Raw genomic sequence first — 26,113 nt, forward strand, 5'->3', positions numbered from 1 at the left:
ACGGGCCGGAGGCGCCGACGTCCGGATCGCCGGCGCCCGCCGCGCCGGCCGGCGCCGTGCCGCGCCCCCGGCCGGCCCGGGCCGAGGACGTCCTGACCCCCGGCTGTCGCCGGACCCGCCGGCGGTGGGTGGTTCAGCCGGCAGGGGCCGACGGCGTCGCCGCTGGGTGTGACGCCCGCCCCGGCGCCGACGCCGGTGACCGGAGGGACCAACGAGCGGGGACTTCCGGTACGGGTGCCGATGGCCCAGCTCGCCCCGGCCTCCGTGGCCGACCGCCCGGTGATGCGGCACGAGCCGGACCCGGAGGCGGTCGGCGGCATGCTGTCGCGCCTCTACAGCGGGGTGCGGCGCGCCGAGGCCGAGGAGACCACCGAGATGTACCTGCCGCGCGACGAAGGAGGACGACGACAGTGACGACGTTGAGCCAGGAGGCACGCGACCTGAGCTGGCTGGTGAACGCGTTCGCGGAGCGCGTTCCCGGGGTGGCGCACGCGGTGGTGGTGTCCTCCGACGGGCTCCTGGTGGCGATCTCGGCGCATCTGCCCCGGGACCACGCGGACAAGCTCGCCGCGGTGACCTCCGGCCTGATGAGCATCACCGCGGGCGCGGCCCAGATGTTCGACGGCGACGTCGTCAAGCAGACAGTGGTCGAGATGGGGCGCGGCTATTTCCTGGTGATGCAGATCCGGGACGGCTCGATCCTGGCCACGCTGGCCGGGGCGGACCCGACATCGGCGTGGTCGGCTACGAGATGGCGCGGCTGGCCAAACAGGCCGGCGAGATGCTCACCCCGGCGCTGCGCGCCGAGCTGCAGCAGGCGCTGCCGCGCTGATCCGCCGATGCGGGGGCCCGGCCGGCGCGCAGCCGGCCGGGCCGCCACCGCCTACAGCCCGTTGCGGCGGATCACGTCGCGGTACCAGTGGGCGCTGCGCTTGAGCACCCGCCGCTGGCTCGCGTAGTCCACGTAGACCAGGCCCCAGCGCTGCTCGTACCCCTCGGCCCACTCGAAGTTGTCCAGCAGCGACCAGACGTGGTAGCTCTCCAGCGGTACCCCGTCGCCGATGGCCCGGTGGGCGGCGGCGAAGTGGTCGCGCAGGAAGCTGACCCGCCCGGCGTCGTCGACGTTGCCGTCCGCGCCGGGCACGTCGGGGCAGGGCAGGCCGTTCTCGGTGATGGTGATCGGCACCCGGCCGTAGTCCCGGGTGACCCGGGTGAGGATGTCGTACATGCCCTCGGGGTAGATCTGCTGCCACTCCGCCTCGGAGGTGGGCCACTTGCGGACCGTGCTGCCGTCGCCGGTGACGTAGATCGGCGTGTAGTACTGCACGGCGAGCAGGTCGACCGGGCTGGAGATGATCTTCAGGTCGCCGTCGCGGACGCCGCGGACCATCCGGCTGTCCGGGCCGCGGTCGTCCAGCACGTCCTGCGGGTACGCGCCCTTGAAGATCGAGTCGAGGTAGAGGCGGTTCTCGTAGCCGTCGTGGAGCTTGGTCGCGGCGGCCGCCTCGGCGCTGTCGTCGGCGGGGTAGCAGGGGTGCAGGTTGAGGGCGGGGCCGATCCGGCCGGTGAGGCCGGAGGCGCGCAGCGCCCGCACGGCGAGGCCGTGGGCGAGCTGGAGGTGGTGGGCGACCAGGTACGCCGCGTCCTCGTCCCGGAAGCCCGGGGCGTGGTGGCCGAAGATGTAGCCGTTCTGCACCACGGTCTTCGGCTCGTTGACGGTCAGCCAGACCGGCACCTGGTCGCCGAGGGCGTGGAACACCGCGTCGGCGTACTCGGCGAAGCGCTCGGCGGTGTCCCGGTTCTCCCAGCCGCCGGCGTCCTGGAGGGCCTGGGGGAGATCCCAGTGGAACAGCGTGGCCATCGGCGCGATGTCACGCTCGTGCAGCCCGTCCACCAGGCGGCGGTAGAAGTCGAGGCCGCGCTGGTTGGGGCGGCCGGAGCCGTCGGCCTGGATGCGGGGCCAGGAGATGGAGAACCGGTAGCTGCGCAGTCCCAGGTCGCGCATCAGGTCGAGGTCCTGCGCGTACCTGTGGTAGTGGTCGGCGGCGACGTCGCCGGTGTCGCCGTTGCGGATGCGCCCCGGCGTGTGGCTGAAGGTGTCCCAGACGGACTCACCCCGCCCGTCCTCCTTGGCGGCCCCCTCGATCTGGTACGCCGAGGTCGCCGCGCCCCAGCCGAAGCCGTCCGGGAAGCGCAGTCCGCGGTCCTGCTCCGGGTCGGTGGCGCGCTCGGGCGGGCTGTCGCAGCCGCCGAGCGCGACTGTCGACGCGGCGGTCGCCGTCGCGGTGGCGCCGGCGAGCCCGGTCCGGGCCGCGCCGGCCGCGGTCGCGGACAGGGCGGCGCGGCGGAGCAGGCGCCGTCGGGTGAGTAACGACATGAGGTTTCTCCTCGGAGTGACGGGCCGCCCTGGGCCGGGAGCGCTCCCATCATAGCCAGGGAGCGGCCGGCCCTGATCCGGCGGTCGCGGCGAGGTGCGGCGCGGCCGGCGGGCGGCCGGAAAGTGGGTGGGCGGGGGCGTCGCTCGGGAACGCCGCTCGGGGCGGCGTGAGCGGCGAGGGGTGGGGTGGATAGCGAGAAAGGCCGTCCGGGTGGCGTGTCACGCCTGTCCCGTCGGCCTCTTTTGCCGTCGACAACGGGGGTTTAGTGTGGGGACGGGGGAGGGCAACCCCCGTCCCCACCGATGGTGCACACACGCACGAAGTGGAATTGGCGTCCGTCGTGCGCGTCGCGCGGGAGCCGGGCCACGCGAGTGGCTCTGGTTCCACCTCCCTCCGTTTGGCGGGTGGCGGCCGGTGGCGGCGTCCGGGCTGGTCCGCCGCCGGCCTCTGGGCCGACGCGCCGGGCACGGGCGTACCCGGCGATCCAGTACTTGTATCACCGTCGATGGAAGCGCTCCCATCGGCGATGCTGCGACTGTAACGCCCGTCACGGGTTTGGAAAAGCCCCTAAACGAGATCGAAACATGGAAGCGCGTATCTGCGCTGGCCGTTGTGGTGGGAGCGCTTCCATGTCACACTCTCGTCACGCCACGCGGAGCCAGTGACGCGAGCGCGGGCCGCCGAGGGCACCCGGTGACAACCGGTGCGGCGCCCCGATCCCCGGCACGGCCGGGACGACCACCTTTCCGGACGCCTCCGTCCCCCCGCGTACGCCCCGTCGACGCGTGGAGGCGCCCCGCCGGGACCCCGAGGTCCCGGCCCGGTCCGAGGAGACACCGCCCACATGAGACTTCTGGCCAGACGTCGCCGTACGGCGATGCTCGCCGCCGCCGCCCTCGTCATAGGCGGGGTGGCCCTGCCCGCGGGCGCCGCCCAGGCCGCGCCCGCCTGCGACGTGACGTATGCGTCGAGCGACTGGAACAACGGCTTCACCGCCAACGTGACCATCAAGAACCTGGGCGACGCGCTCAACAACTGGTCGCTGAAGTTCACCTTCCCGAACAGCAGCCAGCGCGTGGTCCAGGGCTGGTCGGCCCGGTGGAGCCAGTCCGGCAGCGAGGTGACCGCCACGAACGAGTCGTGGAACGGCAGCCTGCCCACCGGCGCGTCCACCAGCATCGGCTTCAACGGCAGCTTCAGCGGCAGCAACCCGAAGCCCACCGCGTTCACCCTCAACGGGGTGGCGTGCAACGGCGCGCAGACCAACCAGCCGCCGACGGTCTCGCTGAGCGTGCCGTCCGGCCCGTTCGAGGCGCCGGCGGACGTCCCGCTGACCGCGACCGCCAGCGACCCCGACGGCACCATCAGCAAGGTCGAGTTCTACCGCAACGGCCTGCTGGTCAACACCGACACCACCGCGCCGTACGGCTACGACCTGCTCGACCTGCCGGCCGGCAGCTACACGGTGCAGGCCAAGGCGTACGACAACGCCGGCGCCTCGGCGGTCTCGGAGAAGTCGTTCACAGTGACCGCGGCCACCGGGCCGAAGCTGGTCGCCACTCCGTCCGCGGTCACCGTCAGCGAGGGCGGCAGCGCCACGGTCCGGTACACGCTCAGCGCGGCGCCCAGCGCCAACGTGCCGGTGACCCTCGCCGTCACCGGTGACAGCGACATCACCGTGTCGCCGACCACGCTGACGCTCACCCCGAGCAACTGGAGCACCGGCGTCACCGCCACGGTCTCCGCCGCGGAGGACGCCGACACGGTCGGCGGCACCGCCACGATCACCGCGTCGGCCACCGGCTACGCGCCGGTCTCCGTCGTGGCCACCGAGGCGGACAACGACAGCCCCGGCGGCGACAACGCCTACATCAAGAAGTTCCTCGACCAGTACGGCAAGATCAAGAACTCGGGGTACTTCAGCCCCGAGGGCGTGCCGTACCACTCGATCGAGACGCTGATCGTCGAGGCGCCCGACCACGGCCACGAGACCACCTCGGAGGCGTTCAGCTTCTGGCTCTGGCTGGAGGCGCAGTACGGCCGGGTCACCCAGAACTGGGCCCCGTTCAACAACGCCTGGACGGTGATGGAGAAGTACATCATCCCGTCGCACGCCGACCAGGCCACGGCCGGCTCGCCCGGCACCCCGCAGTACGCCGCCGAGCACAACCTGCCCAGCCAGTACCCGTCGACGCTGGACGCCAACGTCCCGGTCGGCCAGGACCCGCTGCGCTCGGAGCTGCAGTCCACCTACGGCACCGGTGACATCTACGGCATGCACTGGCTGCTCGACGTGGACAACACGTACGGCTACGGCCGCTGCGGCGACGGCACCACCCGGCCCGCGTACATCAACACCTTCCAGCGGGGCACCCAGGAGTCGGTGTGGGAGACCGTGCCGCAGCCGTCCTGCGACACGTTCAAGCACGGCGGCCCGAACGGCTACCTGGACCTGTTCGTCAAGGAGTCCAACGCCCCGGCCAAGCAGTGGAAGTACACGAACGCCCCGGACGCCGACGCGCGTGCCGTCCAGGCCGCCTACTGGGCGCTGACCTGGGCCAAGGCGCAGGGCAAGGCGGGCGACGTGGCGGCCACCGTGGCCAAGGCCGCCAAGATGGGCGACTACCTGCGCTACGCGCTGTTCGACAAGTACTTCAAGAAGATCGGCAACTGCGTCGGCGCGAGCACCTGCCCGGCCGCCAGTGGCCGTGACTCGGCGCACTACCTGCTCTCCTGGTACTACGCCTGGGGCGGCGCGTACGACGCCTCGCAGAACTGGTCGTGGCGGATCGGGTCCAGCCACAGCCACTTCGGCTACCAGAACCCGTTCGCGGCCTGGGTGATGACCAACGTCGCGGAGCTGAAGCCGAAGTCGCCGACCGCGGCCTCCGACTGGCAGAAGAGCCTCGACCGGCAGCTGGAGTTCTACACCTGGCTCCAGTCGGCCGAGGGCGGCATCGCCGGTGGCGCCACCAACAGCTGGGACGGCAGCTACGCCCAGCCGCCGGCCGGCACCGCCACCTTCTACGGCATGTTCTACGACGTCGACCCGGTCTACAACGACCCGCCGTCGAACCAGTGGTTCGGCATGCAGGCCTGGTCGATGCAGCGCATCGCCGAGCTGTACCTGGAGACCGGCAACGCGAAGGCCAAGGCGCTGCTGGACAAGTGGGTGCCGTGGGCGATCGCCAACACCACGCTGGGCACCGACTGGTCGATCCCGTCGGACATGAAGTGGACCGGCCAGCCGGCCAACTGGAACCCCAGCAGCCCGCAGCCGAACACCAACCTGCACGTCGAGGTGACGGTCAAGGGCCAGGACGTCGGCGTCGCCGGCGCCTACGCCCGCACGCTCATCGCGTACGCGGCGAAATCCGGCAACACCGCGGCGAAGGACACCGCCAAGGGCCTGCTGGACGCGCTCTCGGCGGCCGCCGACAGCAAGGGCGTCTCGACGCCGGAGAAGCGCGGCGACTACAAGCGCTTCGACGACGTCTACAACGCCGCCGACGGCCAGGGCCTCTACATCCCCAACGGCTGGACCGGGAAGATGCCCAACGGTGACGTGATCGCCCCGGGCAAGAGCTTCCTGGACATCCGCTCGTTCTACAAGAACGACCCGGACTGGCCGAAGGTGCAGGCGTACCTGGACGGCGGTCCCGAGCCGGTCTTCAACTACCACCGGTTCTGGGCGCAGGCGGACATCGCCATGGCGTACGCCGACTACGGCACCTACTTCCCGCAGGGGTGAGGTGACCCCTCCTTCGTGGGCGGGCTCGCGCCCGCCCACGAAGGAGGCCGACCCGGCCGATGGGGGAACGGAGCGGCCGGGTCGGCGGACGGCCTGACGCCCACGGTCAGGCCGGGTGGGCCGGCCGTCCGGCCGACGCAGCGGACCGGCCGGCCCACCACTCCGCCCGGTGACGACCCATGGCGCGAAAAGGCACGCAAAATTCAGCGGTCCACGGGATCACATCCGGGCCGTGGACGGAGTAACGTATTTGACGGAGAGGCCGCTCCCCCCGTGGCGGCCTCTCCATTACTCTTCCCGGACCGGCTCACCGCCGGGCACCGGCGCCGTCACCGGGTGCCGCAGTCCCGGATGCCCGGCCGGCAGCGACCGCCGGATCACCACCCAGCTCGACGCCAGCGCCGCCGCGATCAGCGGCCAGGTGAGCGCCGCCCGCGCCACGGTGAGCGCGACCACCTGCCCGTCCAGCCACAGCGGGATGAACACCGCCAACCGCAGCACGTAGGTGCCCGCCCACACCCAGCTGCCCCGGCCGTACGCCCGCAGCAGCGCCGGATCACGCCGCCACCGGGTCCGCTGGCCCAGCGCCGTGCCGACCACCACGCCGAGCAGCGGCCAGCGCACCACGATGCTCAGCGCCCAGGCCAGCGCGCTCGCCGCGTTGGCGGCGATCTGCAGCAGGAAGAAGTCCTCGGCCCGGCCGGTCCGCAACGCGACGAGCGCGGCCACGCAGACCGCGAGCAGCCCGATCAGCACCGAGCGGGGGCGGTCCCCGCGCCGCCACCGCCAGCCGGCCACCGCCGTGCCGGTCAGCAGCGCGGCGAGCACACCGCCGCGCAGCCCGCCGAGCACCCAGCCGAGCCCGAACGCGAGCGGCGGCAGCGTGGCGTCGACCGCCCCGCGCCGGCCGCCCAGCAGGTCGGCCAGCGACTCCGGCCGTGGCCCGGCCTGCGGTTCCCGCTGCGGCGTGCCGGTCACGCCCCACCTCCTCGGATCGCCCGCCTCACCGTACGCCGAAGCCGATGGCGCTCCGCCGCGCGCGTCGGCGGCCCTACCGTTAAGTTGTCCGGGTGCGGGAGACGGCAAGGGGTTGGACGGCGGTCTGGTTGGTCGTACTGGCCCTGCTGCAGACGGCTGCGTTCGTGCTGGTGTGGCGCTTCGCCGTGCACACCGAACTGGGCCAGTGGCTGGACACGGTGGCGCTGACCGGCAACCAGATCGGCCAGGACCGCATCGACGGTCCGGTCGACACGCTCCTCAACGCCATGTCCGTGGTGTCGCTGCTGGCCGCGACCGCGGTGATCGGCTTCATCGCGCTGATCCGGGGCCGCAAGGCGCTGGCCGTCACCGCGACGCTGCTGATCGCCGGCGCGAACGTGACCACGCAACTGCTCAAGCACTTCCTGGTCCGGCCCGACTTCGGCATCGACCCGGAGCGGGCCGCCGCCGGCAACAGCCTGCCCAGCGGCCACACCTCGGTGGCCGCCTCGGTGGCGGTCGCGCTGATCCTGGTGCTGCCGCGCAAGCTGCGGGCGGCCGGGGCGTTCCTCGGCGCCGGGTACGCCGCCGCCGCGGGCGTCGCCACGCTCTCCGCCGGCTGGCACCGGCCCAGCGACGCGGTCGCCGCGTACCTGGTGGTCGGCGCGTGGGCCGCGGTCGCCGGGCTGGTGCTGCTGGTCTTCCAGCGGGAGCAGGCGGTGGTCGAGCCCGGCGACGCGCACCGGGTGACCGCCGCCGTGCTCGGCGGCGCCGGCGCGGTGGCGCTGCTGGCCTCCGCGCTCGCGTTGTCCTGGCTGGTGGACCGCTCCACGATCCCCGTCGAGGCGCTCAGCCGCCGTCAGCTCTTCGTCGGGTACGCGGGCAGCGCGGCCGGCATCGCCGGCACGATCGCCGTGGTGGCCGCGCTGGTGCTGGTCGTGGTGCACCGGCTGGTGCCCCGGTGGAAGGGCTGATCCGGCGGATGGAGACGGTACGGGCGGCGTTCCGGGCCGAGTGCGACCGCCTGGAGCGGGTGCTGCGCGACCTGGACGACGCGGCGCTGGACCGGCCCACGCCGTGCCCGCCGTGGCGGGTGCGCGACCTGATCGCGCACGTGAGCACCGGGGCCGGACGCCTGGCGGGCATGCTCGCCGAGCCCGCGCCGCCCCGGGCCGAGGTGGACGCGGCCGCCTACTTCGGCGCGGCCAAGTTCAGCCCGCCGGTGGACCGGGACCGTGTCGAGGGCGCGCAGCGTGCGGCCCGGGAGCATCCGGGCGCCGCCGAGGTGGCGGCGGAGTTCGGCCGGGCCTGGCGCGCCACCGACGAGGCGGTCGCCGCTGAACCGCCCGCACGGGTGGTGCGTACCCGCCACGGTGACGCGATGGCGTTGCCGGAGTTCCTGCGTACCCGGGTGGTGGAGGTCGCGGTGCACGGCCTGGACCTGGCCGACGCGCTGGACCGGACGCCGTGGCTGACCCCGGCCGCCGCGGACGTGGTGATCGGCGTGCTCACCGGCGGCGCGCCGGTGCCGCCCGGACTGGGCTGGGATGCGCTCACCGTGCTGCGCAAGGCCACCGGGCGGCTGCCGGTCACCGGCGACGAGCGCGCGGAGCTGACCCGCGCCGGCATCGGCCGGCTGGCCTTCGGCGGCTGACCTCAGCGCCCGGCGCAGCGCCGCAGGTGCTCCAGCACGATCGGGTCGATCCGGCCGGGCACGAAGCGTTCCTCCAGGTTCTCCAGACCCGTCCAGGCGGCCAGCGCCTCGTCCAGTCCGGCCGGGCCGACCGGGTGCCCGGTGGCGGCGAGCAGTTCGGCCACTTCGGCGGCGAGCGGACCGGTGAGGTCGCGCAGCGTGGCCGGATCGGGGCGGCCGAACAGCATGTGGTGGATGCCGAGCAGGCGGCGCAGCTCGGAGACCGGGTCCACATGATCGTCCACCCGCAGGTCCACCAGCTCGTCGCCGGTTCCGGCGTAGCCGCCGTGGCGCTGCACCACGAGCATCGCCGCGCTCTGCCGCCCGCGCCGGTCGCCGCCGGCCGCGTCGCCGGCGGTGAGCGCGGCCAGCAGCCGCTGCGGGAACGGCAGCTCCGCACGGGCCAGCCAGGCGTCGCGCAGCGCGTCGATCACCTGCGGGCCGGTCAGGATGTTGCCCTGCGCGGCCCAGCCGTCGCCGGCCTGCCCACCGGCCCACGGGTGGCAGCGCGGCCCGGTCCAGGTGGCCCCGTCGCCGGTCGCGCCGACCACGGCGAGCTGCCGGTCGTCGCGTCCCGGATCGGCGGCCACCAGCCCGGCCACCGCGTCGGTGGCGCTGACGCCGGTCCGTAGCAGCGCGAGCGCCTGCGCCCGGTAGGCGAGGTTGGCGTGCGCCTGGGTCGCGACCGCCCCGACCAGCGCCTCGGCGGCCGGCACCAGCGCCCCGGCGGCGAGGAACCGGCTGGCCACTGCCACTCCGAACAGGCGCCCGTCGGCGGAGCGGGCGACGAGCGAGAAGGTCACGCGCGGATCGTAGCCCGCAGGGCGGGCACGGGGCCCCGCTCCGGCTGCACCGCTCAGAACGGCGGCGCGGCGTCCTCCGGCGGCCGGCCCCAGGCCCGCCGGGCGTCGGCGACCGCCACCGCCGTCAGGACCGCCGCGGCGAAGCCCGACGCGACGAGCGGCGCGAGGCGCACCAGCAGCGGTACGGGCAGCAGCAGCGCGGCGATCCCCACCAGCCGGGACGGGGAGACCCGGCCGAACACCTCGTACTCGAAGCGGGCCCGGCCGGCCAGGAACACGGCCGGCCCGCCGAGGATCACGGCCAGCCAGGGCAGCTCGTTGTGCCCGATCGGGTGCTCGATCACCAGCTCGTAGCCGATCGCGGTGGCGACCACGCCGATCACCATGACCAGGTGGGTGTCGGCGGCGGACCGGCCGACGGTGGCCGGGTGCGCCGCCCGGGTCACCGCCTCGCCCAGGATCTGCCCGGCCCGCTGCACGTAGATCCGCCACAGCAGCACCGAGGTGGCCAGCGCGACGGCGAACGCGGTGACCATGCCGGGGCTGGTGGGGGAGCGGGTGAACGACAGGCCGGCGAGCAGGATCGTCTCGCCGAGCGCGACCAGGAAGATCTGCTGGTAGCGCTCGGCCAGGTGCTCGCCGTGGATGTCCCAGCGGGAGACCGTGGACCGGCCCAGGCCCGGCACCGGCCAGCCGAACCGGGCGGCGAGGTACTCCAGCACCAGCGCCGCGGTCCAGAGCGCCACCCGGGCGTTCACCGGCAGCAGCGCGCCGGCCAGCCAGAGCACGCCGGTGGCGCAGAACGTGATCAGCATGCGCCGCTTGAGCCGGCGGTACTGCTGGTTCTGCAGCACCAGCACGAGGATCGCCGGCCGGCTCACCTGGGCCACCACGTACGCGGTGGCGAACATCAGGCCGCTGTGGCCGAATGCGCGGGGGATCGCCACCCCCATCACCATCGCCGAGATCAGCGCGGTGATCACGATGATCTGCAACCACAGGTGGTGCGGGTCGTAGCGGCTGGTCGTCCACGCCGTGCCCTGCCACACGGCCCAGAGCGCGACCAGCAGCAGCAGCGTCTTGCCGCCGCCGGTCACCGCCGACCAGCCCGTCTGCCCGCCCTCCAGCACCAGGTCCTCGAAGGCGCGCGCCGAGATCCGGGTCAGCGCGAACACGTACACCAGGTCGAAGAAGAGCTCCAGGAACGTGGCCCGGTCGGGCCCGCCGCCGGAGCTGCGCAGCGCGGCCGGCTCGGCGGTCCTCACCGCGCTGCCCCGTCCCCGGTCCACCTCATCCGGCAGTCGTAACACTCTTTCCCGGCGTCTCTGCACCGATCGCCCATATCGGTCTGGATCTTGCTCGCGGCGGTGCCGGACGGGCACCATCGACGGGTGACGAACCGATGGGGCATGACAGTGCCGCTGGGCGGTATCCCGCTCGCCGACCACGCCGCCGTCTACGCGGCCCTGGACGACGCCGGCTTCACCGACGTGTGGTCCTCGGAGGTGGCCGGCGCCGACGGGTTCACCCCGCTGGCCCTGGCCGCCGCCTGGTCGCCGCGACTGCGCCTCGGCACCGCGATCACACCGGTGTTCACCCGCGGTCCGGGACTGCTGGCGATGAGCGCCGCCGCGCTGGCCGAGGCGGCGCCGGGCCGCTTCGCGCTCGGCGTCGGCGCCTCCTCGCCGGTGCTGGTGCGGGACTGGAACGCGATCGAATTCGACGAGCCGTTCAAACGGACCCGGGACGTGCTGCGGTTTCTGCGGGCCGCGCTGCGCGGCGAGACCGTCGACGGCGCGTTCGACACGTTCGCCGTACGGCGCTTCACGCTGGAGCGTCCCCCGAGCGTGCCGCCGCCGGTCGTGCTGGCCGCGCTGCGCCCCGGCATGCTGCGCCTGGCCGCCGCCGAGGCCGACGGGGTGATCCTCAACTGGCTGGCCGCCGAGGACGTGCCGACCGCCCTGGCCGAGGTGGGCGAGCGCCGCCCCGGGTTCGAGGTGGCCGCCCGCATCTTCGTCTGCCCCACCGAGGACGCCGCGTACGCCCGCGCGCTGGGCCGCCGCATGATCACCGGCTACCTCACCGTCCCCGCGTACGCGGCCTTCCACAGATGGCTGGGCCGCGAGGACACGCTCGGTCCGATGTGGGCGGCATGGGCCGCGGGGGACCGGCGGGGCGCCTCCGCCGCCGTACCGGACGAGGTGGTCGACGCGCTGGTGCTGCACGGCTCACCCGAGCAGTGCGCGGCCGCCGTCCGCCGCTACGCCGACAACGGCGTCGACGTGCCGGTGCTGGCGGTGCTCCCCACGCCCGAGATCACCGAGGGCGGCGCGGCGGCCTGGATGGATCTGCTGCCCCGGCTCGGCCCCGGGAAGGTGGCCTGAGATGAACCTGACCGACCGGGTGGTCGTGATCACCGGCGGGGCCGGCGGGATCGGCGCGGCACTGGGCCGACGGTTCGCCGCCGAGGGCGCCGCCGCCGTCGTGCTGGCCGACCTGGCCGCCGACGCGGCCCGCGCCACGGCCGAGGCGATCGGCCCGGTCGCCACCGGCGTCGGCCTCGACGTCACCGACGAGGCGGCGGTACGCGCGCTCGTCGAGGAGACCGAGCGCCGCCACGGACGGATCGACCTGTTCTGCGCCAACGCCGGAGTGGCCACCGGCGGCGGCATCGACGCGCCGGACGCCGACTGGGACCGCGCCTGGCGGGTCAACGTGTTGGGGCACCTGCACAGCGCCCGCGCGGTGCTGCCCGGCATGCTCAGCCGGGGCCAGGGCCACCTGCTGCTCACCTGCTCGGCGGCCGGACTGCTGACCGCCGTCGGCGACGCCCCGTACACCGCCACCAAGCACGCCGCCGTGGGTCTCGCCGAGTGGCTGGCGATCACCTACCGGGACGCCGGCATCCGGGTCAGCGCGCTGTGCCCGCAGGGCGTGGACACCCCGATGCTCGCCGACGGCCTCACCGAGGGGCACCTGGGCGCCCGGGTGATCGCCGCGTCCGGGACGATCCTCAGCCCGGATCAGGTCGCCGACGCGGTGATTGCCGGGCTGGCCGAGGAACGGTTCCTGATCCTGCCGCACCCCGAGGTGGCCGATTATGCCCGCCGCCGTGCCGAGGACCCGGACGGCTGGCAGGCCGGGCTGCGCAAGCTCGTCCGGAAGCTGCGCGCCGCCGACCGCTGAGCCCTCACGGCGCGGGCGGTCCGGTCAGCGTCGCCACCGTAGCGGCCCCGGATGGATCGTCCACAGCACCTGTCGCCACCGCGACCGGGCCGCACGCAGCGCGTCGGCGAAGCCGGCGCTCAGCCGTGCGGCCCGGTCCGCCTGTTCCGGCGTGACACTGCCCGGTGCGAAACCCGCCTGGTTGAGCAGAGCGGCCAGCTCGTCCACCGCTGCGCCGTCCGGGCCGTCGATCGCCGCGCCCTCTCCGGGCCGCGCCGCGCGGGCCTCGGCGAGCGTCCGGCGGGCCCGCTCGGCGACCTCCGCCGCCGCCAGGTCCGGCCCGACCGGATGCCCGGCCAGACGCAGCGCGTCGGTCAGCTCCCGCCACGCTCCCGCGACCCGCTCGCCCGGATCGCCCACCGCCAGACGGGAGCGGGTCAGCCGCCGGCGCATCGCGACCAGCGCCGCCAGCACCGCGCCGACCAGCAACACCAGTCCGCCGACACCGCCGCCGACCAGCGCCGGTGTGCCGAGCCCGCCCTCGTTCCGGCCGGGTGCGGGCGCGGCAGCCGGAGGCGTGGCGCTCGGCTCCTCGGTGGGCGCCGGCACCTCCGACGGCGGCGGGTCCTCCGGCTGCGGCCGGAAGTCCTCCTCCACCGGACGGGGCTCCTCGTCCGGGCGCGGCATCGGATCGAACGGCACCCAGCCGACGCCGTCGAACAGCACCTCCGGCCAGGCGTACGCGTCGGCCGCCCGCACCGGCCCGTCGCCGTCGGGCCCGAACCCGACCACCACCCGGGTCGGCAGGCCGGCGAGGCGGCCGAGCACCGCGAACGCGGCGGCGAACTGCTCCGACGTGCCCCGCTGCCCGCCGCCGTTGCGCGGCCCGAACAGGAAGAACGCCAGATTCGGGTACGCGTGCCCGCTCGGCGCGTCGGCTGTCACCCGGTAGTGCTCGGCGAGGAACGTGGCGATCGCGTCGGCGCGCGCGTACGGAGCACCGTTCGACTCGGCGAGCTGGGTGGCCAGCCGGCGCAGCGGTTCCGGGGCGCCGTCGGGCACCCGCAGCACCCGGGCCACCTCGTCACCGGCGGGCACGTTCGCCGTGGGCAGCAGGTTCACGTCCGGGCGCTCCCGCACCGAGGACACCTCGTACCGCAGCCCCGGCCCGAGCCCTTCCGGACGGATCAGCGTCCCGGTCGCCGGGTCGTACGCCACCCGCGCGCCGGTCACCTCGCGCGGCGTGGGCACCGCCGGCAGCAGCCGTCCGGTCAGGTCGCCGACCGTGATCTCCTGGCGCACCTCGTCGGTGGCCGCCTTCGGGGCCGGCTCGGTGGCGGGCAGGATCCGCCCCGCGTTGCGGTACGTGGCGCCGACCCGCCAGGTCACCCCGTCATAGTCGCTGAGCACCGCCAGCCGGATCCGCGGCGCCCCGCCGTCGCCCGCGCCCGCGACGGTGCGCACGTCCAGCAGCCGCTGATCCGGGTTCAACGCCCACCCGGAGATCCGGATCAGCGGGTTCTCGTCCAACGACTCCACCCGCGGCGGCTCCACGTAGCGGCGCGGATCGACCGGCCGCTCGTCCACCTGGGCGGCCACCACCGGGGCGAGCAGCGCCGCCAACGCCACCACCACCGTGAGCCCGGCCGCGCTCGCCGCCACCAGCCGCAGCCGCACCGCCGCGCGTACCGCCGGGGTCAGACCGGCGACCGGATCGGGCGCCGGGCCGTCGCGACGCCCCGGCGTCGCCAGGCCGGCCGCCGCGACCGCCGCGAACACCACCGTCGGGCCAATCGCCGGATCCGCATTCGGCCCGACCACGTAGAGCGCCCCGGCGTAGAGCAGAGCCGGCGGCAGGTAGCCCAGCAGCACCCGCCCGGCGCGCAGCGCCACCTCGGCGGCGGTCAGCCCGGTCAGCCACGCGGCCACCACCGGAACCAGCACCGTGTCCGGCGCCGGCCTCGACCGGAATCATCGCGGTGAGCAGCCGGGGAATAGCGTTACGGGCGGCGTCGGCGGTCACCTCGCCGAGCCCGCCCGGCAGCGCCGCGTGCACGGCGGCCAGCCGCAGCGACAACAGCGTCCACCCGGCCATCGCGGCCACCGACAGCGGCGCCACCAGCCAGGACGGCAGCCGCCGCGCGGCCACGCCGACCAGCACCGACCCGACGGCCGCGCCGGCCATGAGCCGGGTCAGCAGCGGATCCGCGTACACCCGGCCAAGCACCACGCCGGAGAGCGCGACCAGCACGATCAGCGCGGCCGGTACCGGCACGGCCCGCAGCACCCGGACCGCGCGTTCCGCCGCCGGTTGGGTCCGTGGCAGCGTCACCACCGGCGGACCCCGTCCCACTCGGCGGCGAACGCCGCGCCGTCCGCCGCGTCCAGCACCGTGAGGCCCGTCGCGCCGGCCGCCGTCGGCCCGTCCGCGCCGAACACCCCGACCACCACCGACGGGTACGCGCCGCGCAGCGCGCCGACGTGCCCCAGCTCGTCGCGGCCACCCGGCCCGGTCAGGAAGACCAGCGTGTCACCGAGCCGGTCCCGGCGCAGCCGCCCGGTCGCGGCCGGCAGCACGTCCGGCCCGGCGTCCGCCAGCTCCACCGCGGCCAGCCGGTCCAGCGGCCCGGCCGCGCCCTCCGGCTCCACCTCTCCCGGTACGACGAACAGCAGCTGCACCGGCAGGTCCTCCCGCACCGCGGCGGCCACCACCGACGCGGCCGCCTCGCACGCCGACTCGAACGACTCCGCGACCCCGCCCACCCGGCCCGGATGCGCCGACGCGCGGTTGTCCAGCACCACCACCAGGCGCGGCAGGCTGGTGTCCACGTTCTCCCGCACCATCAGCTCACCCACCCGGGCGCTGGTGCGCCAGTGCACGCGGCGCAACTCGTCGCCCACCACGTACTCCCGCAGCGAGTCGAACGTGATCGACCCGTGCGGCACGCTGTCGGTACGCCCGTCCAGGCTGCGCCCGGCACCGGTCGGCACCGCGGACAGCGGGTGGATGCGCGGGTGCACCCACACCGGCACCGTGCCGCCGTAGCCGCGCGCCAGCGCCACCAGCCCCAGCGGATCCCGGCGCACCACCCGCAGCGGCCCCACCGGCACCACGCCGCGCCGGTGCGTCGGCACGTCGTAGCGCACCACGGTGTCCCGGCCCGGACGCAACCGCAGCAGCGGAACCGGCACCAGCGCCCCCGCGCAGCGGTCCTCGGCCACCAGGTTCGCCGCCCGCAGCCGCCCGGTGTTGCGCACCGTCAGCTCCATCGCCGCCGGCTCACCCCGGGCCACCCGGTCCGGGTCGGCCCGCCGCGCCACGTTCAGCCGGGGCCGCCAGGCCGCGTTCACCACGGCGTAGCCGACCGCCACCCCGGCCGCCGCGCCGAGCACCGTCAGCTCCGGGTACGCGTACCGGAACCCCACGCCGAGCAGCACCAGGGCGGCGACGAGCAGCCCGATGCCACGGGCGGTGATCCCCACGCTCAGCCGTGCACCGGCGTGGCCTGGCCCGTCGGCAACGGCACCGGCACCGACGCGACCGCTTGGCGCAGCACCTCGGCGGACGTCACACCACGCACCTGCGCGTCGGGGGTGAGCAGCAGCCGGTGCGCGAACACCGGCTCGACGAGCGCCTTCAGATCCTCCGGCATGATCCAGCCCCGGCCGTCGATGAGCGCGTACGCGCACGCCGCCCGGGTCAGCGCGATCACCCCACGCGGGCTCACCCCGACCCGCACCTGTGGATGGGTACGGGTCGCCGCGGCCAGCCGCACCGCGTACGCGTAGAGCGGCTCGGCGATGTGCACCCGCCGGGCCATGTTCACCATCTCGCCGACAGTGGCGGTGTCGGTGACGGCGGTCAGCGAGTCGGGGGAGCGGACCGTGGCGCCGCGCAGCACCTCCACCTCGACCGCCTCGTCCGGGTAGCCGACCGACAGCTTCACCAGGAACCGGTCGAGCTGCGCCTCGGGCAGCCGGTACGTGCCGTCCATCTCCACCGGGTTCTGCGTCGCCACCACCAGGAACGGCTGCGGCACCGGATGCCGTACGCCGTCCACCGTGACCGTGCGCTCCTCCATCACCTCCAGCAGCGCCGACTGCGTCTTCGGCGACGCCCGGTTGATCTCGTCGGCGATCACGATGTTGGCGAACACCGGCCCCGGGTGGAACTCGAAACCCCGGCTGGCCTGGTTGAAGATCGTCACCCCTGACACGTCGGAAGGGAGCAGGTCCGGCGTGAACTGGATCCGCCGCCACTGCCCCTTCACGGTGGCCGCGATCGCCCGCGCCAGCGTGGTCTTGCCGACGCCCGGCACGTCCTCCAGCAGCACGTGCCCCTGCGCGAACAGCGCGGTCAGCGCCAGCCGCACCACCTGCGGCTTGCCCAGCACGACCGCGTTGACGTTGTCGGCCAGCCGGGCGGCCAGGGCGGCGAAGCCCTGCACCTCCGGCTGGCTGAGCGGTTCGTGCGTGTTCACGGATGCGCCTCTCGGGGTGGTGCGGTCAGCAGGTGGGCAGCACGTCGAGGTCGTCGCCGCCCTCCAGGTTCAGCCAGGCCCACGGGATGTAGGTCTTGCCCTTGTACTCCACCTGGATCCACCAGGTGCTCTTCTTGTTGTTGTTGTAGATCCAGGCGTCCACTTCCTCGCCCTTGGCCTTGCAGTACGTGCGCAGCCGCCGGCCGTCCGGCACCCAGCCGGCCTGACGGTCGTTGTCCTGCCGGGTGACCTCGAAGATCTCATTGCCGTTGCGGCCCGGCACGTCCTTGTCGCAGTACGTCCGCTGGTCGCCGTCCGGACCGTTCTTGCAGGTGGCGATGCCGTACACCGGGTCGGTGGTCTGAGCGCGGCTGGCCGTGCCCTTACCGGCGGCGTTCGATGCGGTCAGCGTCACCGTGTACGCGGTACCCGGCGTCAGCCCGGTCACCCGCAGGCTGGAACAACTGCCGCTCGCCGTCTTCCCACCGGTCGCCGCCGTGCAGGAGGCCCGCCCACCACCCGCGTCCACGGTGAACGTCACAGTCACCGACGTGGCGTCCGCCGACGAGCCGGTCACCGTGATCCGCGGCTCGGCCACCGTCCGCGCGGTGGTGCTCGCCTCCGGCCCGGCCCCGGCCTCGTTCACGGCCTTGACCTTCACCGTCACGTTCTGGCCGTTGCCCAGGCCGCCCACAGTGGCCCGCACATCGGTGACCTCGACGGACTTCCCGGCCGCCTCCACCACGTACTTCGTCACCGGGCGGCCGTTGTCCACCGCCGGGGACCACTGCACCGCGACCGTGCCCGGCTGGTCGGCGACAGTGGACGCGCGCAGCTCGCCGGGCGCCTTCGGCGCCGTGAACGGCACCACCGTGTTGCTCACCGGCGACGCCTTCGACCCGGCGCCCTTCTCGCTCACCGCCGTCACGGTGAACGCGTACTGGGTGCCGTACTCCAGTTGCCCGGCCGCCACCACCAGCTCCGTCTTCGCCGACTCGCCCGCCGGGGCGCTCGCGCCCGCCGAGGTCGCCGTCACCGCGTACTTCGCGATCTTGTTGCCCTGGCCGTCGGCCTCGGGCCAGCTCACCCGCACCGTGCCGTCCGGCCGCGCCTCGGCGGTCACCGACGCCGGCGGGTCCGGCACCTCAGCCGTCGGCACCACCGGGTTGCTGCGCCGCGCCGGCCCCTCACCCTTGGCGTTCACCGCGTGCACCGAGAACGTGTACGTCTCGCCGTTCGTCAGGCCGGTCACCTCCAGCGACCGCTGGTTCGCGCCGACCTGGCGGGTCTGACCGGCGCCCTCCACCACGTACCTGGTGATCTCGGCGCCGTTCGACGCCGCGGCCTGCCAGCTCACCCGCGCCGAGGCGTCACCGGCGGCGGCGGTGACCGACTTCGGCGCGCCCGGCTTGGACACCTTCGGCTTCTTCGGCGCGGGCGGCGGCGGAGCCACCGGCGGCGGATCCCCGCCCAGCACGTCGTTCGCGTACTTGTCGACCTCACGCACCTGGTTGCGGTCGTCGACCACCTGCGCGGTGGACGAGTCCGGCGGGTTGATGAACAGGTGGTTCTCGCGCACCTCCAGCTCGACCGGACCGGGGCGGCTGGCGCCCTTCACGGTCTGCACGAGCTGCCCCTCGGCGTCGAACGCGTAGACCGTGCCGGTCGTCTCGTCGGCGCAGTAGAACCGGCCCGCCCACGCCACCGCCGGGCTGAGCCGCACACCGTCGCCCGGCACCGTGAACCGCTTCACCTCGCGGCTGTCCCGCACCACGTGCACCGACCGCTCACCGGGAACCGTCACCGGCACCTGCTGCCCGCTGGTACGGGTCGGCAGGTAGCCCGGCGCGGTCATGGTCAGCTCGGCCCGCGTGGTCCGGCCGCCCACCACCGTCACCAGCGACGCCGAGGTGCGGTCCAGCACCGCCACGCCCTCGTCCAGCGTGGACACCACAAGCTCGTGCGCCGGCTCGGCCACGTCGTACGTCTCGACGCGCTTCGGGCTGAGCCCGGCGGGCGGCGCGTCACCGGGCGTCTCCGGCAGCTCGGCGGCGGTGACCGCCGAGACGGTGCCCTCGCTCGGCACCGCGATCCACAGCTTGCCGGCGCCGTCGAACGTGCCGCCGGCGATGCCCGGCGGGTAGCGGACCGGCTCGCCCACCGGCGTCAGCGCCCGCGGGTCGAGCTGCCGGACGATGCCCTGCACCGCGTCCACCACGAACGCCGCGTCCTCGTGCAGCGCCACGCTCACCCCGAGCCCCGGCGCGGTAGGCGTGGTCGCGGTGATCTGCAACGTCGCCAGGTCCAGCGAGCTGACCTGGCCGGTCTTGAGGTCGCGCAGGATCAGCAGCCGGTCGGTCTGGGCCACCTGCATCTGGTGCCGCCGCCCACCCGGCACCTCCATCCGGGTGTCCACCCGCGCGGTGACGCCGTTGACCCGGGCCAGCTCGCCGCGGGTGGTGCTCCACAACCAGGAGGAGGCGTCGTAGCTCGCCACCGCGTTGTCCGCGGCGCCCAGCCCGAGCACCGTCAGGCCCATCGCGGCCAGCAGCGCGGCCACCGTGCCGATGGTCACCAGCCCGCCCCGCATACGCGATCGTGGACGAGCCTGCTCCGGCCCGGTGCCCGTGACGTCCTCGATGGTGGTCACTGCCGGCTGCCTCCCCGTGTCGGTGGGGGAGGCGCACCCGCGCGAGGTCGACCCTCCCCAGAGCCGGGAGCCATCATAGGTGCCGCCCGGTGCCGGTGAAACCCGCACCGTCCCCCTGTGGACACCGAGCGTGGCGTCCCCGGACCGTCAGTTCGGCGTCGCGCCGCCCTCCCGGTCCGTGCAGACCTGACCCGAGGTCGAGTACGAATCGGTCGCGTAGACAGCCAGCACGGTGAAGCAGTAGTCCAGCTTCGCGCTCAGCCCGTTCACCGTGTAGCGGGTCTGCCCCGCGTCCACAGTGGCCATCACCCCGAGCTTCTGCCCGGCCCGGCCACCCGCCACCACGAACGGCACCCCGCCGTTGGTCGGGTCGGTCCAGGTCACCGTGACAGTCGTGGTGTCGTCCCGTAGCTGCAAGTCGCCCGGCGGCGGACCGGCCACCTTCGGCGACGCGGAACCGGACGCGGGCGCGGGAGCGGGCGGCGGCGCCGCCTCCCGGTTGAGCAACACCGCGCCGACGCCGACGACGGCCACCACCGCGAGCACCGCGCCCCCGGCCACCAGGGCCAGCACCGTGCGGTTGCGGCCCGGCCGCTCCGGCTCCATCGGGTACGCGCCCGGCGGCTGGACCGGCGCCGGCTGGTGGAACATCGGCGGGTTCACCGGCCAGGCGCCCGGCTCCGGCTGGGCCGGCGGCTCGGGTCGCGTGGACTCGGGGAAGTCCAGCAGGTCCTCGTAGATCGGCATCGGCCGGTTCCGTTCCGGCGCGTCCCCTTCCGCCTGTCCGGCCGCGTCGCCGTTTGTCGGCTCGTCCGGGTCAGGCTCGTCCGTGTCCTGCTCGGGGTCGGCGGGCCGGTCGACCGGCTGGGACGGGGCGACACTGCTCCACGGCGGCGCGACCATGCCCCACGGCGGTACGGAGCCGCCGCTGACCGGCGCGGCGCTGACGGGCGCCGCATGTGCCTGGCCGGCCAGTGACGGGTAGTCGCCGTGACCGGGTGGTCCGCTGACCGGAGGGTAGCCGGTATGGCCAGGTGGTGCGCTGATCGGCGGGTAGGCGCTGTGGCCGGGCGGGGCGTAGGTGCCCTCGCCGGGCGGGGCGCTCACCGGCGTGTAGCCGCCCTGGCCGGGTGGTCCGCTGACCGGTGGTGGGTAGCCGCTGACCGGAATTCCGCTGATCGGGTACGCGGCCGCACCGCTCACCGGTTGCCCCGGTGGGCCGCTGACCGGGTGCGTGGGCGGCGCGCTGACGGGAGGCGGCGTGGGCGTGCCGAGGGCTGGCCTGTTCACCGGTGGCGTGGACGGTGAACCAATCGGTGGTGGGCCGGCTTGAGGTCGTGCTTCACCCGGGGGCGTGCTGGCAGCGGGTGCGCCTGCGCTCACCGGCGGCGCGCTCACCGGCGGCGCGCTCACCGGCGGCGCGATGGCTGGCGGTCCGCTCACCGGGGGTGTGCCGGCCGGGGGTCCGCTGACCACGGGTGTGTCGGCCGAAGGTCCGCTGCTCTGGGTGCCGTCCACCGGCGGTGCGCTGACGGGACCGGATACCGAGGGCTTGGACGCGGTGCCGGCGGCCGCTGTCGCGGCTTGGCGCTCCGACTCCTCCTCCAGCAGCGGGCCGATCTGCTGTACCTGGATCGTCGGCTTGTCCCAGCCCGGTCCACCGGGGACGGTCGGCGGCGTACCCGCGCCAGGGCCGCTCGCGCTCGCCTCGGTCGCTGCGGGGTGGACTTCCGAGGTTGCTGCCGTTCCGGTCCCGGCCGTGCGGTCCGTGGCGGTGTACGGAGGAGCGGCTGCGGCCCCGGCCACCGGTTGGACGGCTGCTGGCCGTGGCGGCACGGGGGTCGACGTCGGCGCCGGAGTGGGAGCAGAGGGCGGCGTGGAATCCGCTTCGGGCCGAGAGGCACCGGCCGGGGACGCCGTCGAGCCGGGCGTGCTGACCGAAGGCGGAGCCGGCGGGGCCGAGGTGGGGGTCGGCGGGGCGACCGTCACTACCGGCGGTGGTGGTAGGACACCGCTCGCCGGTGCGGGGATGCGCGGTGCCGGCGGCAGCACGGTCGGCGGAGGCGGCGGTGGCACGACTCCAGCCGACGGCATCCGCGACGGAGGTGGGGTAACGGAGGCTGGAGGCACCTCGGCGCTCGGCCTCGCTGATGGCGGCGGGATGACCGGTGGGGGCGGTAGCGGGGACGCCGGGCCGGATACGGGCGGCGCCACCGGCCGCCCGTGCACCGGCGTCCCGGCGGCCGGCGCGGCCGTCGGCGTTCCAGCTGTTGCCGTCGGCGTTCCGGGCGCTGCTGGGGGCACCACGGCGCCAGGGACCGCTGGCGGCGGTGGTGGGGCGACCGGAGGACGGGGCGGTACCGGCGTCACTCCGGGGGCTGCGGGCTGCCGACCGTACGTTCCGGGTGCGACGGGGGTGACACCCTGGGCCGGGGGGACCGGCCGGACACCGGGAATCTGCGGGGCCGCTCCGGCGGCCGACTGCGGCGTCAGCGGGGTGGTGGGTTCGGCGGGCACTACCGGGAACCGGGAGGTCGCTTCCTCCGAGATCGGCGCGAAGCGGGCCGTCGCCTCCTCGGATGGCGCAGAGGGCGGCGAGGGCGGCGCCCACGGGCTCGTCGAGGCGGGCTGCTGGCGCGGCGGGACCGGAGGGGCGGGCTGCAGGGGAGTGCCTTGAGGGCTCGGCACGGGATACGGCGACTGCGCGGCGCCGGGCGCCGGGGACGCCGGGCCGGGGCGGGGCGCCCACTGTGCGCCGGATACCGGCGCAGCCGCGGCAGGCGTTCCCTGGGCAGCGGGGCGGGTCGGCGCGGGCGGGTACGGCTGCGGGATCGCCGGCAGCGACACGGTGGGCTCGGACAGAGCGGGACCGGAGTGCCCGGGGGAAGCGGGACCGGGCAGGACCTGTCCAGGCTGTGCGGGCACGACCGGACCGGAGTGCCCCGGCAGAGCCGGGTTGGGGGGTCCTGGCAGGGGCGGACCGGAGTGTGCCGGCGGGGCCGGGCTGTGGTGTCCCGGCAGGGTCGGACCGGGGTGCCCGGGCAGGGACGGACCGGGGTGCGTGCCGGCAGCGGCGGCGAAGCCGCCGGGAGGTGGGCCGTAGCCGGCGGGAGCGGCGGCGGAGCCGCCGAGGTACTGGCGGGCTGCGCGTACCGCGGGGTGGTCCGGACCGAGCACGGCGGACCCGGCGGTGGCCACGCGGCTGTAGTTGCGGCGGGCCTCGTGCCGGTTGCCCAGCTCCTCGGCCACCCCCGCGAGGTCGAAGCTGAGCGCGAGCATCAGCGGGTCGCCGTCGCCCCGGCGGCGCTCGCCGGCGGCGTAGGCCTCTTCGAGTACGCGCCGGGCGGCGGCCGGGTCGTCGGCCTCGCGGTGCAGCCGGGCCAGCAGGTGACCGGTGGCCAGGACGTCCTGGTGGTCCTCGCCGTACGCCGGGCGGGCCGCGACGATCGCGTCGGCGAGCAGGCGGCGGGCGCTGGTCAGGTCGCCGGCGGCCCGCATCGCGAGGGCCTGGTGCTGGGTGGCGATCAACGGGGAGGGGTGGGACACGTGAGCAATGCTGCCCGGAATCGTCAGTTGCGCGCTACCCACCCGATTGTTGTGGCCTCTGACCTGCGCAAACGTGCGGCGTTGGTGCTGATGTGCATGATCGTTCCGGGCCGTGTACAGTAATGCCCCGTGCGGCCCGCCAGGCCGGCCGATGCGGTGAGATGATCACCTTGGCCGACCGGGTAGGCTGGTACGTGCAGGTCCGGGTGGCGGAATGGCAGACGCGCTAGCTTGAGGTGCTAGTGCCCGTATAGGGCGTGGGGGTTCAAGTCCCCCCTCGGACACTCCCGCGTAGCAACCGTGCGACGTTGGACGTTCAGGTGGTCAAGCATGCTTGACCACCTGATTTCACTCTCTGTTACCGCCGTTGGTGGCAGCCTCGTCGTTGGGCGAGGTGGGTCATGACAGACCGGCCGATCGATTCGGTGATCCCGTCGGTGGTTCCGTCAGGCGGACTCAAGATCCGCGGTGACTCGCGTGCCGCGATGAAGCGACCGCCTCTGCCGCTGGCGCGACTAGCTCCTACTCGTGACAGCAGCACGGTGTATGGGCTGGCGACTCTTGATGTGCACGGCCGCGTCGCTGATCGGCCGGTGATGATCGCTCTCGGCTGGGCTCCTGGCCTCAGGCTGGGCATTAGGGAAAGCGGCGGCCTGATCATCGTCGACCCTGACCCGCGTGGGGTGTTCCGGGTGACGAAAGAGGGCCATGTGCGGTTGCCCGCGGTGGTCCGCCAGTGGTGCGGGCTGACGGCCGGCGATCGGGTGTCGGCACCACCGCCACCTACGTCCGCGCAACCATCCACGAGGTTGCCGCCGCGCTGGCGGCACTCACCGGTGAGCCACATCCGCTGACCTAACGGGTGTTGGGGCGGGCCCTGACCTAACGGTCCGGGTCCGCCTACACGCAGCGACGATCGGCGGGAGGGGTCCGGTGGCGGCGCTGGTCGACAACCATCGGCCAGTGCGCGTAGGGCTCAGAGCGCCGACGGTGGGAGCCCGAGAGCAGAGGGCGGCGTTTTCTGCCAGCTCGGGGCCGGCTGACGCAGGTGCTGCGCCGCTGCGTCGGCGGTCAAGCGGACGACCGAGCGGAAGAACCTAACGCAGGCTTCCGCGTCCGCGAGCCGGAGGCCAGGCGCCGCCTGAGTCTTTTGCGATGCTCTCGGGTCTCGAACCGCAGCCAGGACCTTCACGGGCCTTAGGGTGGCGTGCCCGTGCGCGATGTCATGCCGGACCCGCAGCCACTGATCAATGACCTGAGCGACGTGCTTTGGCTCGACGAGCACAGTCGTGCCGCCAGAGCCGCGACCGCCGCGCTGACTCCAGGTCCAGTTGGGCCGTGGGTTGAAACCGGCGCGGCCGAGGAGCGAGCAGGTCTGATCAGGGCCCGGGGTAGCAAACTTTTCCACCGCGGCATCCAGGTCGACCTGCCACTGCTTCATCGCGCCGGCCAGCAGCGGCCCACCGGCGACGGACTGGAGCTCCGTCAGCGTCGCATCGCGGAGCGCCTTGGCGATGTCTTGCACAAAGGCTTGCCAAGTGGCGACGGCGAGAACGATTGTGCCGCGGTTGAGGGAAGTCTCGGTTGTGCGGCGACCAGGCCCGCCGTGGCCGACGGCGCGGTGGATGAGGCTCAGGTTGTCGCAGTGCTCCAGCGCCTTGACGAAGTTGTCGACAGCCTCTTGTACGTCCACTAGGCCTCCGCACTGTCCGATGAGCTGCTCCTGTGCGCGCCGACGACAGGCGCCGCTGTCTGCTGTCGATTGGCAGGATGAGGCAATCGACCAGGCGAGGACAAATGAGATGTCGTCCGGTGCGAAAGGCCGCGGGTTCAGCCGGCGCGACGCGAGTCAGCATTGGTCCGCTACCGCCATTGCGGGCAGGCTCGGCGTCGACACCCCGTTTTGCCCTCCCAGGTAGATCGCCGCGACGCCGGGCCTACCGTGCAGCAGCACACCCATGCCGCAGAGGGCGCGCAACCGGCCATACCAGCGACTCCGGATCCGACCTCGGTCCGCCGCCCCGGCACGTGGTCGAACTGTTTGCGGGCGGCTGGACCCGAATCACCGCAACCACGCGCGGTTGGTCATCACTCATGGCAAGCAGTCTGTAACGCATGGACGAACGCCGCAAGATCGGCATGCAAAGGCTGCGTCCGGCATGAGCTCAACAGGCAGGGTTCGGCCCACCCCTAGTGCTATAGCTCCTTGCTGGTTGACTGCCGATCTCGGACAACGCTGGTCCAGACATACACCCACGGCGGGCCGCCGCCAGCGATCGACTCCAACCCGTACACGCCGTTCACGTCCGCGTCGAGCAACTCGCCGCCGTACTCGATCCACAACCACCTCTGGTCGATCCTCCGAGGGGGTGCGCCGTCCTCGTCGACCGGAACCAGGAGGGAACGCCCGTCCAACGCACCCCCAACGGATGGTACGTCGATCATCGCCCACATGTTCTGATCATCGGCCGAGACTCGGCGGTGCCAGGCGTTTCGCCGATCAGACCCTCTCCGTTGCAGGCGGCGATCTGCAGCATGTTGCCGATCGGCGGGCTGTTCTTGGGTTTGGCGAGCCAGCCGCTGCTGACGGCGAGGTCAGCCGTCCTCGGACCTTTGAACCGCCGCCCCGTAAGCGAGTGCCGAACCACACCGCTTCGGGTATGTTGGT

At 74.0% G+C, this 26,113-nt stretch carries 16 protein-coding genes, 1 tRNA gene and 3 pseudogenes; 8 read left to right on the forward strand and 12 right to left on the reverse strand.

Annotated elements, in window-relative coordinates; all coding sequences use genetic code 11:
* The first annotated feature begins 195 nt into the window (after positions 1-195).
* The gene (locus MCBG_RS34555; protein WP_223201392.1) at positions 196-414 is read left to right on the forward strand and encodes a hypothetical protein; all 219 of its coding nucleotides are present in this window, start codon (positions 196-198) and stop codon (positions 412-414) included.
* Positions 411-832: pseudogene (locus MCBG_RS30360) on the forward strand (roadblock/LC7 domain-containing protein). Before MCBG_RS34555 ends, MCBG_RS30360 begins: the two are co-directional and overlap by 4 nt.
* A 51-nt stretch (positions 833-883) precedes the next feature.
* Here MCBG_RS30360 and MCBG_RS30365 read toward each other — a convergent pair.
* Positions 884-2,377 (reverse strand): GH1 family beta-glucosidase, encoded by a 1,494-nt coding sequence (locus tag MCBG_RS30365; RefSeq protein WP_043329818.1) that lies wholly within the window; start codon positions 2,375-2,377, stop codon positions 884-886.
* Between the two features lie 854 nt (positions 2,378-3,231).
* On the opposite strand from MCBG_RS30365, the gene MCBG_RS30370 reads away from it, so the two are divergent.
* The gene (locus MCBG_RS30370) at positions 3,232-6,129 is read left to right on the forward strand and encodes a glycoside hydrolase family 48 protein (RefSeq protein WP_181373777.1); all 2,898 of its coding nucleotides are present in this window, start codon (positions 3,232-3,234) and stop codon (positions 6,127-6,129) included.
* Positions 6,130-6,417: 288 nt separating this feature from the next.
* Here MCBG_RS30370 and MCBG_RS30375 read toward each other — a convergent pair whose 3' ends face one another.
* Positions 6,418-7,107, reverse strand: a complete 690-nt coding sequence (locus MCBG_RS30375; protein WP_043329822.1) for a DUF3159 domain-containing protein — start codon at positions 7,105-7,107, stop codon at positions 6,418-6,420.
* A gap of 92 nt (positions 7,108-7,199) precedes the next feature.
* Here MCBG_RS30375 and MCBG_RS30380 point away from each other — a divergent pair, with 92 nt between their 5' ends.
* Together MCBG_RS30380 and MCBG_RS30385 are read left to right on the forward strand one after the other, a co-directional pair.
* Positions 7,200-8,081 carry a phosphatase PAP2 family protein gene (locus MCBG_RS30380; RefSeq protein ID WP_043329825.1) on the forward strand — a complete coding sequence of 294 codons (882 nt, stop codon included), beginning with the start codon at positions 7,200-7,202 and terminating at the stop codon, positions 8,079-8,081.
* A gap of 8 nt (positions 8,082-8,089) precedes the next feature.
* Positions 8,090-8,761 (forward strand): maleylpyruvate isomerase N-terminal domain-containing protein, encoded by a 672-nt coding sequence (locus tag MCBG_RS30385; protein WP_043329826.1) that lies wholly within the window; start codon positions 8,090-8,092, stop codon positions 8,759-8,761.
* A 2-nt stretch (positions 8,762-8,763) separates the two neighbouring features.
* Here MCBG_RS30385 and MCBG_RS30390 read toward each other — a convergent pair whose 3' ends face one another.
* Together MCBG_RS30390 and MCBG_RS30395 are read right to left on the reverse strand one after the other, a co-directional pair.
* Positions 8,764-9,603, reverse strand: a complete 840-nt coding sequence (locus MCBG_RS30390) for a DUF1028 domain-containing protein (protein WP_043329827.1) — start codon at positions 9,601-9,603, stop codon at positions 8,764-8,766.
* 53 nt (positions 9,604-9,656) lie between these two features.
* The gene (locus MCBG_RS30395; RefSeq protein ID WP_043331146.1) at positions 9,657-10,868 is read right to left on the reverse strand and encodes a low temperature requirement protein A; all 1,212 of its coding nucleotides are present in this window, start codon (positions 10,866-10,868) and stop codon (positions 9,657-9,659) included.
* A gap of 144 nt (positions 10,869-11,012) precedes the next feature.
* Here MCBG_RS30395 and MCBG_RS30400 point away from each other — a divergent pair, with 144 nt between their 5' ends.
* Together MCBG_RS30400 and MCBG_RS30405 are read left to right on the forward strand one after the other, a co-directional pair.
* Positions 11,013-11,987 (forward strand): LLM class F420-dependent oxidoreductase, encoded by a 975-nt coding sequence (locus MCBG_RS30400; protein ID WP_043329828.1) that lies wholly within the window; start codon positions 11,013-11,015, stop codon positions 11,985-11,987.
* 1 nt (position 11,988) lies between these two features.
* Positions 11,989-12,789, forward strand: a complete 801-nt coding sequence (locus MCBG_RS30405) for an SDR family oxidoreductase (protein WP_043329829.1) — start codon at positions 11,989-11,991, stop codon at positions 12,787-12,789.
* 24 nt (positions 12,790-12,813) lie between these two features.
* Here the strand turns inward: MCBG_RS30405 and MCBG_RS30410 are convergent.
* The 6 genes and pseudogenes from MCBG_RS30410 to MCBG_RS35395 form a co-directional block, all read right to left on the reverse strand.
* A pseudogene (locus MCBG_RS30410) lies at positions 12,814-15,121 on the reverse strand (DUF3488 and transglutaminase-like domain-containing protein).
* Positions 15,097-16,251: a DUF58 domain-containing protein gene (locus tag MCBG_RS30415; protein WP_043329830.1), complete on the reverse strand. Its 1,155-nt coding sequence runs from the start codon at positions 16,249-16,251 to the stop codon at positions 15,097-15,099. Before MCBG_RS30415 ends, MCBG_RS30410 begins: the two are co-directional and overlap by 25 nt.
* Positions 16,252-16,253: 2 nt before the next feature.
* Positions 16,254-17,249 (reverse strand): AAA family ATPase, encoded by a 996-nt coding sequence (locus MCBG_RS30420; protein ID WP_043329831.1) that lies wholly within the window; start codon positions 17,247-17,249, stop codon positions 16,254-16,256.
* A gap of 25 nt (positions 17,250-17,274) precedes the next feature.
* Positions 17,275-19,839, reverse strand: a complete 2,565-nt coding sequence (locus MCBG_RS30425) for a fibronectin type III domain-containing protein (protein ID WP_181373778.1) — start codon at positions 19,837-19,839, stop codon at positions 17,275-17,277.
* Positions 19,840-20,046: 207 nt separating this feature from the next.
* Positions 20,047-21,102 carry a fibronectin type III domain-containing protein gene (locus tag MCBG_RS30430; protein ID WP_223201393.1) on the reverse strand — a complete coding sequence of 352 codons (1,056 nt, stop codon included), beginning with the start codon at positions 21,100-21,102 and terminating at the stop codon, positions 20,047-20,049.
* A 2,169-nt stretch (positions 21,103-23,271) separates the two neighbouring features.
* Positions 23,272-23,397 (reverse strand): annotated as a pseudogene (locus tag MCBG_RS35395) (hypothetical protein); the annotation flags it as partial.
* A gap of 248 nt (positions 23,398-23,645) precedes the next feature.
* Here MCBG_RS35395 and MCBG_RS30440 point away from each other — a divergent pair.
* A tRNA-Leu gene (locus tag MCBG_RS30440) sits at positions 23,646-23,729 on the forward strand.
* 692 nt (positions 23,730-24,421) lie between these two features.
* On the opposite strand, the gene MCBG_RS30445 is transcribed toward MCBG_RS30440, so the two are convergent.
* Positions 24,422-25,138: a hypothetical protein gene (locus MCBG_RS30445; RefSeq protein ID WP_043329837.1), complete on the reverse strand. Its 717-nt coding sequence runs from the start codon at positions 25,136-25,138 to the stop codon at positions 24,422-24,424.
* Positions 25,139-25,641: 503 nt separating this feature from the next.
* A complete protein-coding gene (locus MCBG_RS30450; protein ID WP_140946419.1) occupies positions 25,642-25,890 on the reverse strand; it encodes a hypothetical protein in 249 nt (82 codons plus the stop codon).
* Between the last annotated feature and the right edge of the window lie 223 nt (positions 25,891-26,113).

It is taken from the genome of Micromonospora sp. M42, assembly GCF_000568915.1.
Classification (GTDB): Bacteria; Actinomycetota; Actinomycetes; order Mycobacteriales; family Micromonosporaceae; genus Micromonospora; species Micromonospora chalcea.

Excerpts from the sequence above, each read along its gene's own strand:
- MCBG_RS30365 (WP_043329818.1), bottom strand. The coding sequence starts at position 2,377 with ATGTCGTTACTCACCCGACGGCGCCTGCTCCGCCGCGCCGCCCTGTCC.
- MCBG_RS30385 (WP_043329826.1), top strand. The coding sequence starts at position 8,090 with ATGGAGACGGTACGGGCGGCGTTCCGGGCCGAGTGCGACCGCCTGGAG.
- MCBG_RS30400 (WP_043329828.1), top strand. The coding sequence starts at position 11,013 with ATGACAGTGCCGCTGGGCGGTATCCCGCTCGCCGACCACGCCGCCGTC.
- MCBG_RS30405 (WP_043329829.1), top strand. The coding sequence starts at position 11,989 with ATGAACCTGACCGACCGGGTGGTCGTGATCACCGGCGGGGCCGGCGGG.
- MCBG_RS30425 (WP_181373778.1), bottom strand. The coding sequence starts at position 19,839 with ATGCGGGGCGGGCTGGTGACCATCGGCACGGTGGCCGCGCTGCTGGCC.
- MCBG_RS30450 (WP_140946419.1), bottom strand. The coding sequence starts at position 25,890 with ATGATCGACGTACCATCCGTTGGGGGTGCGTTGGACGGGCGTTCCCTC.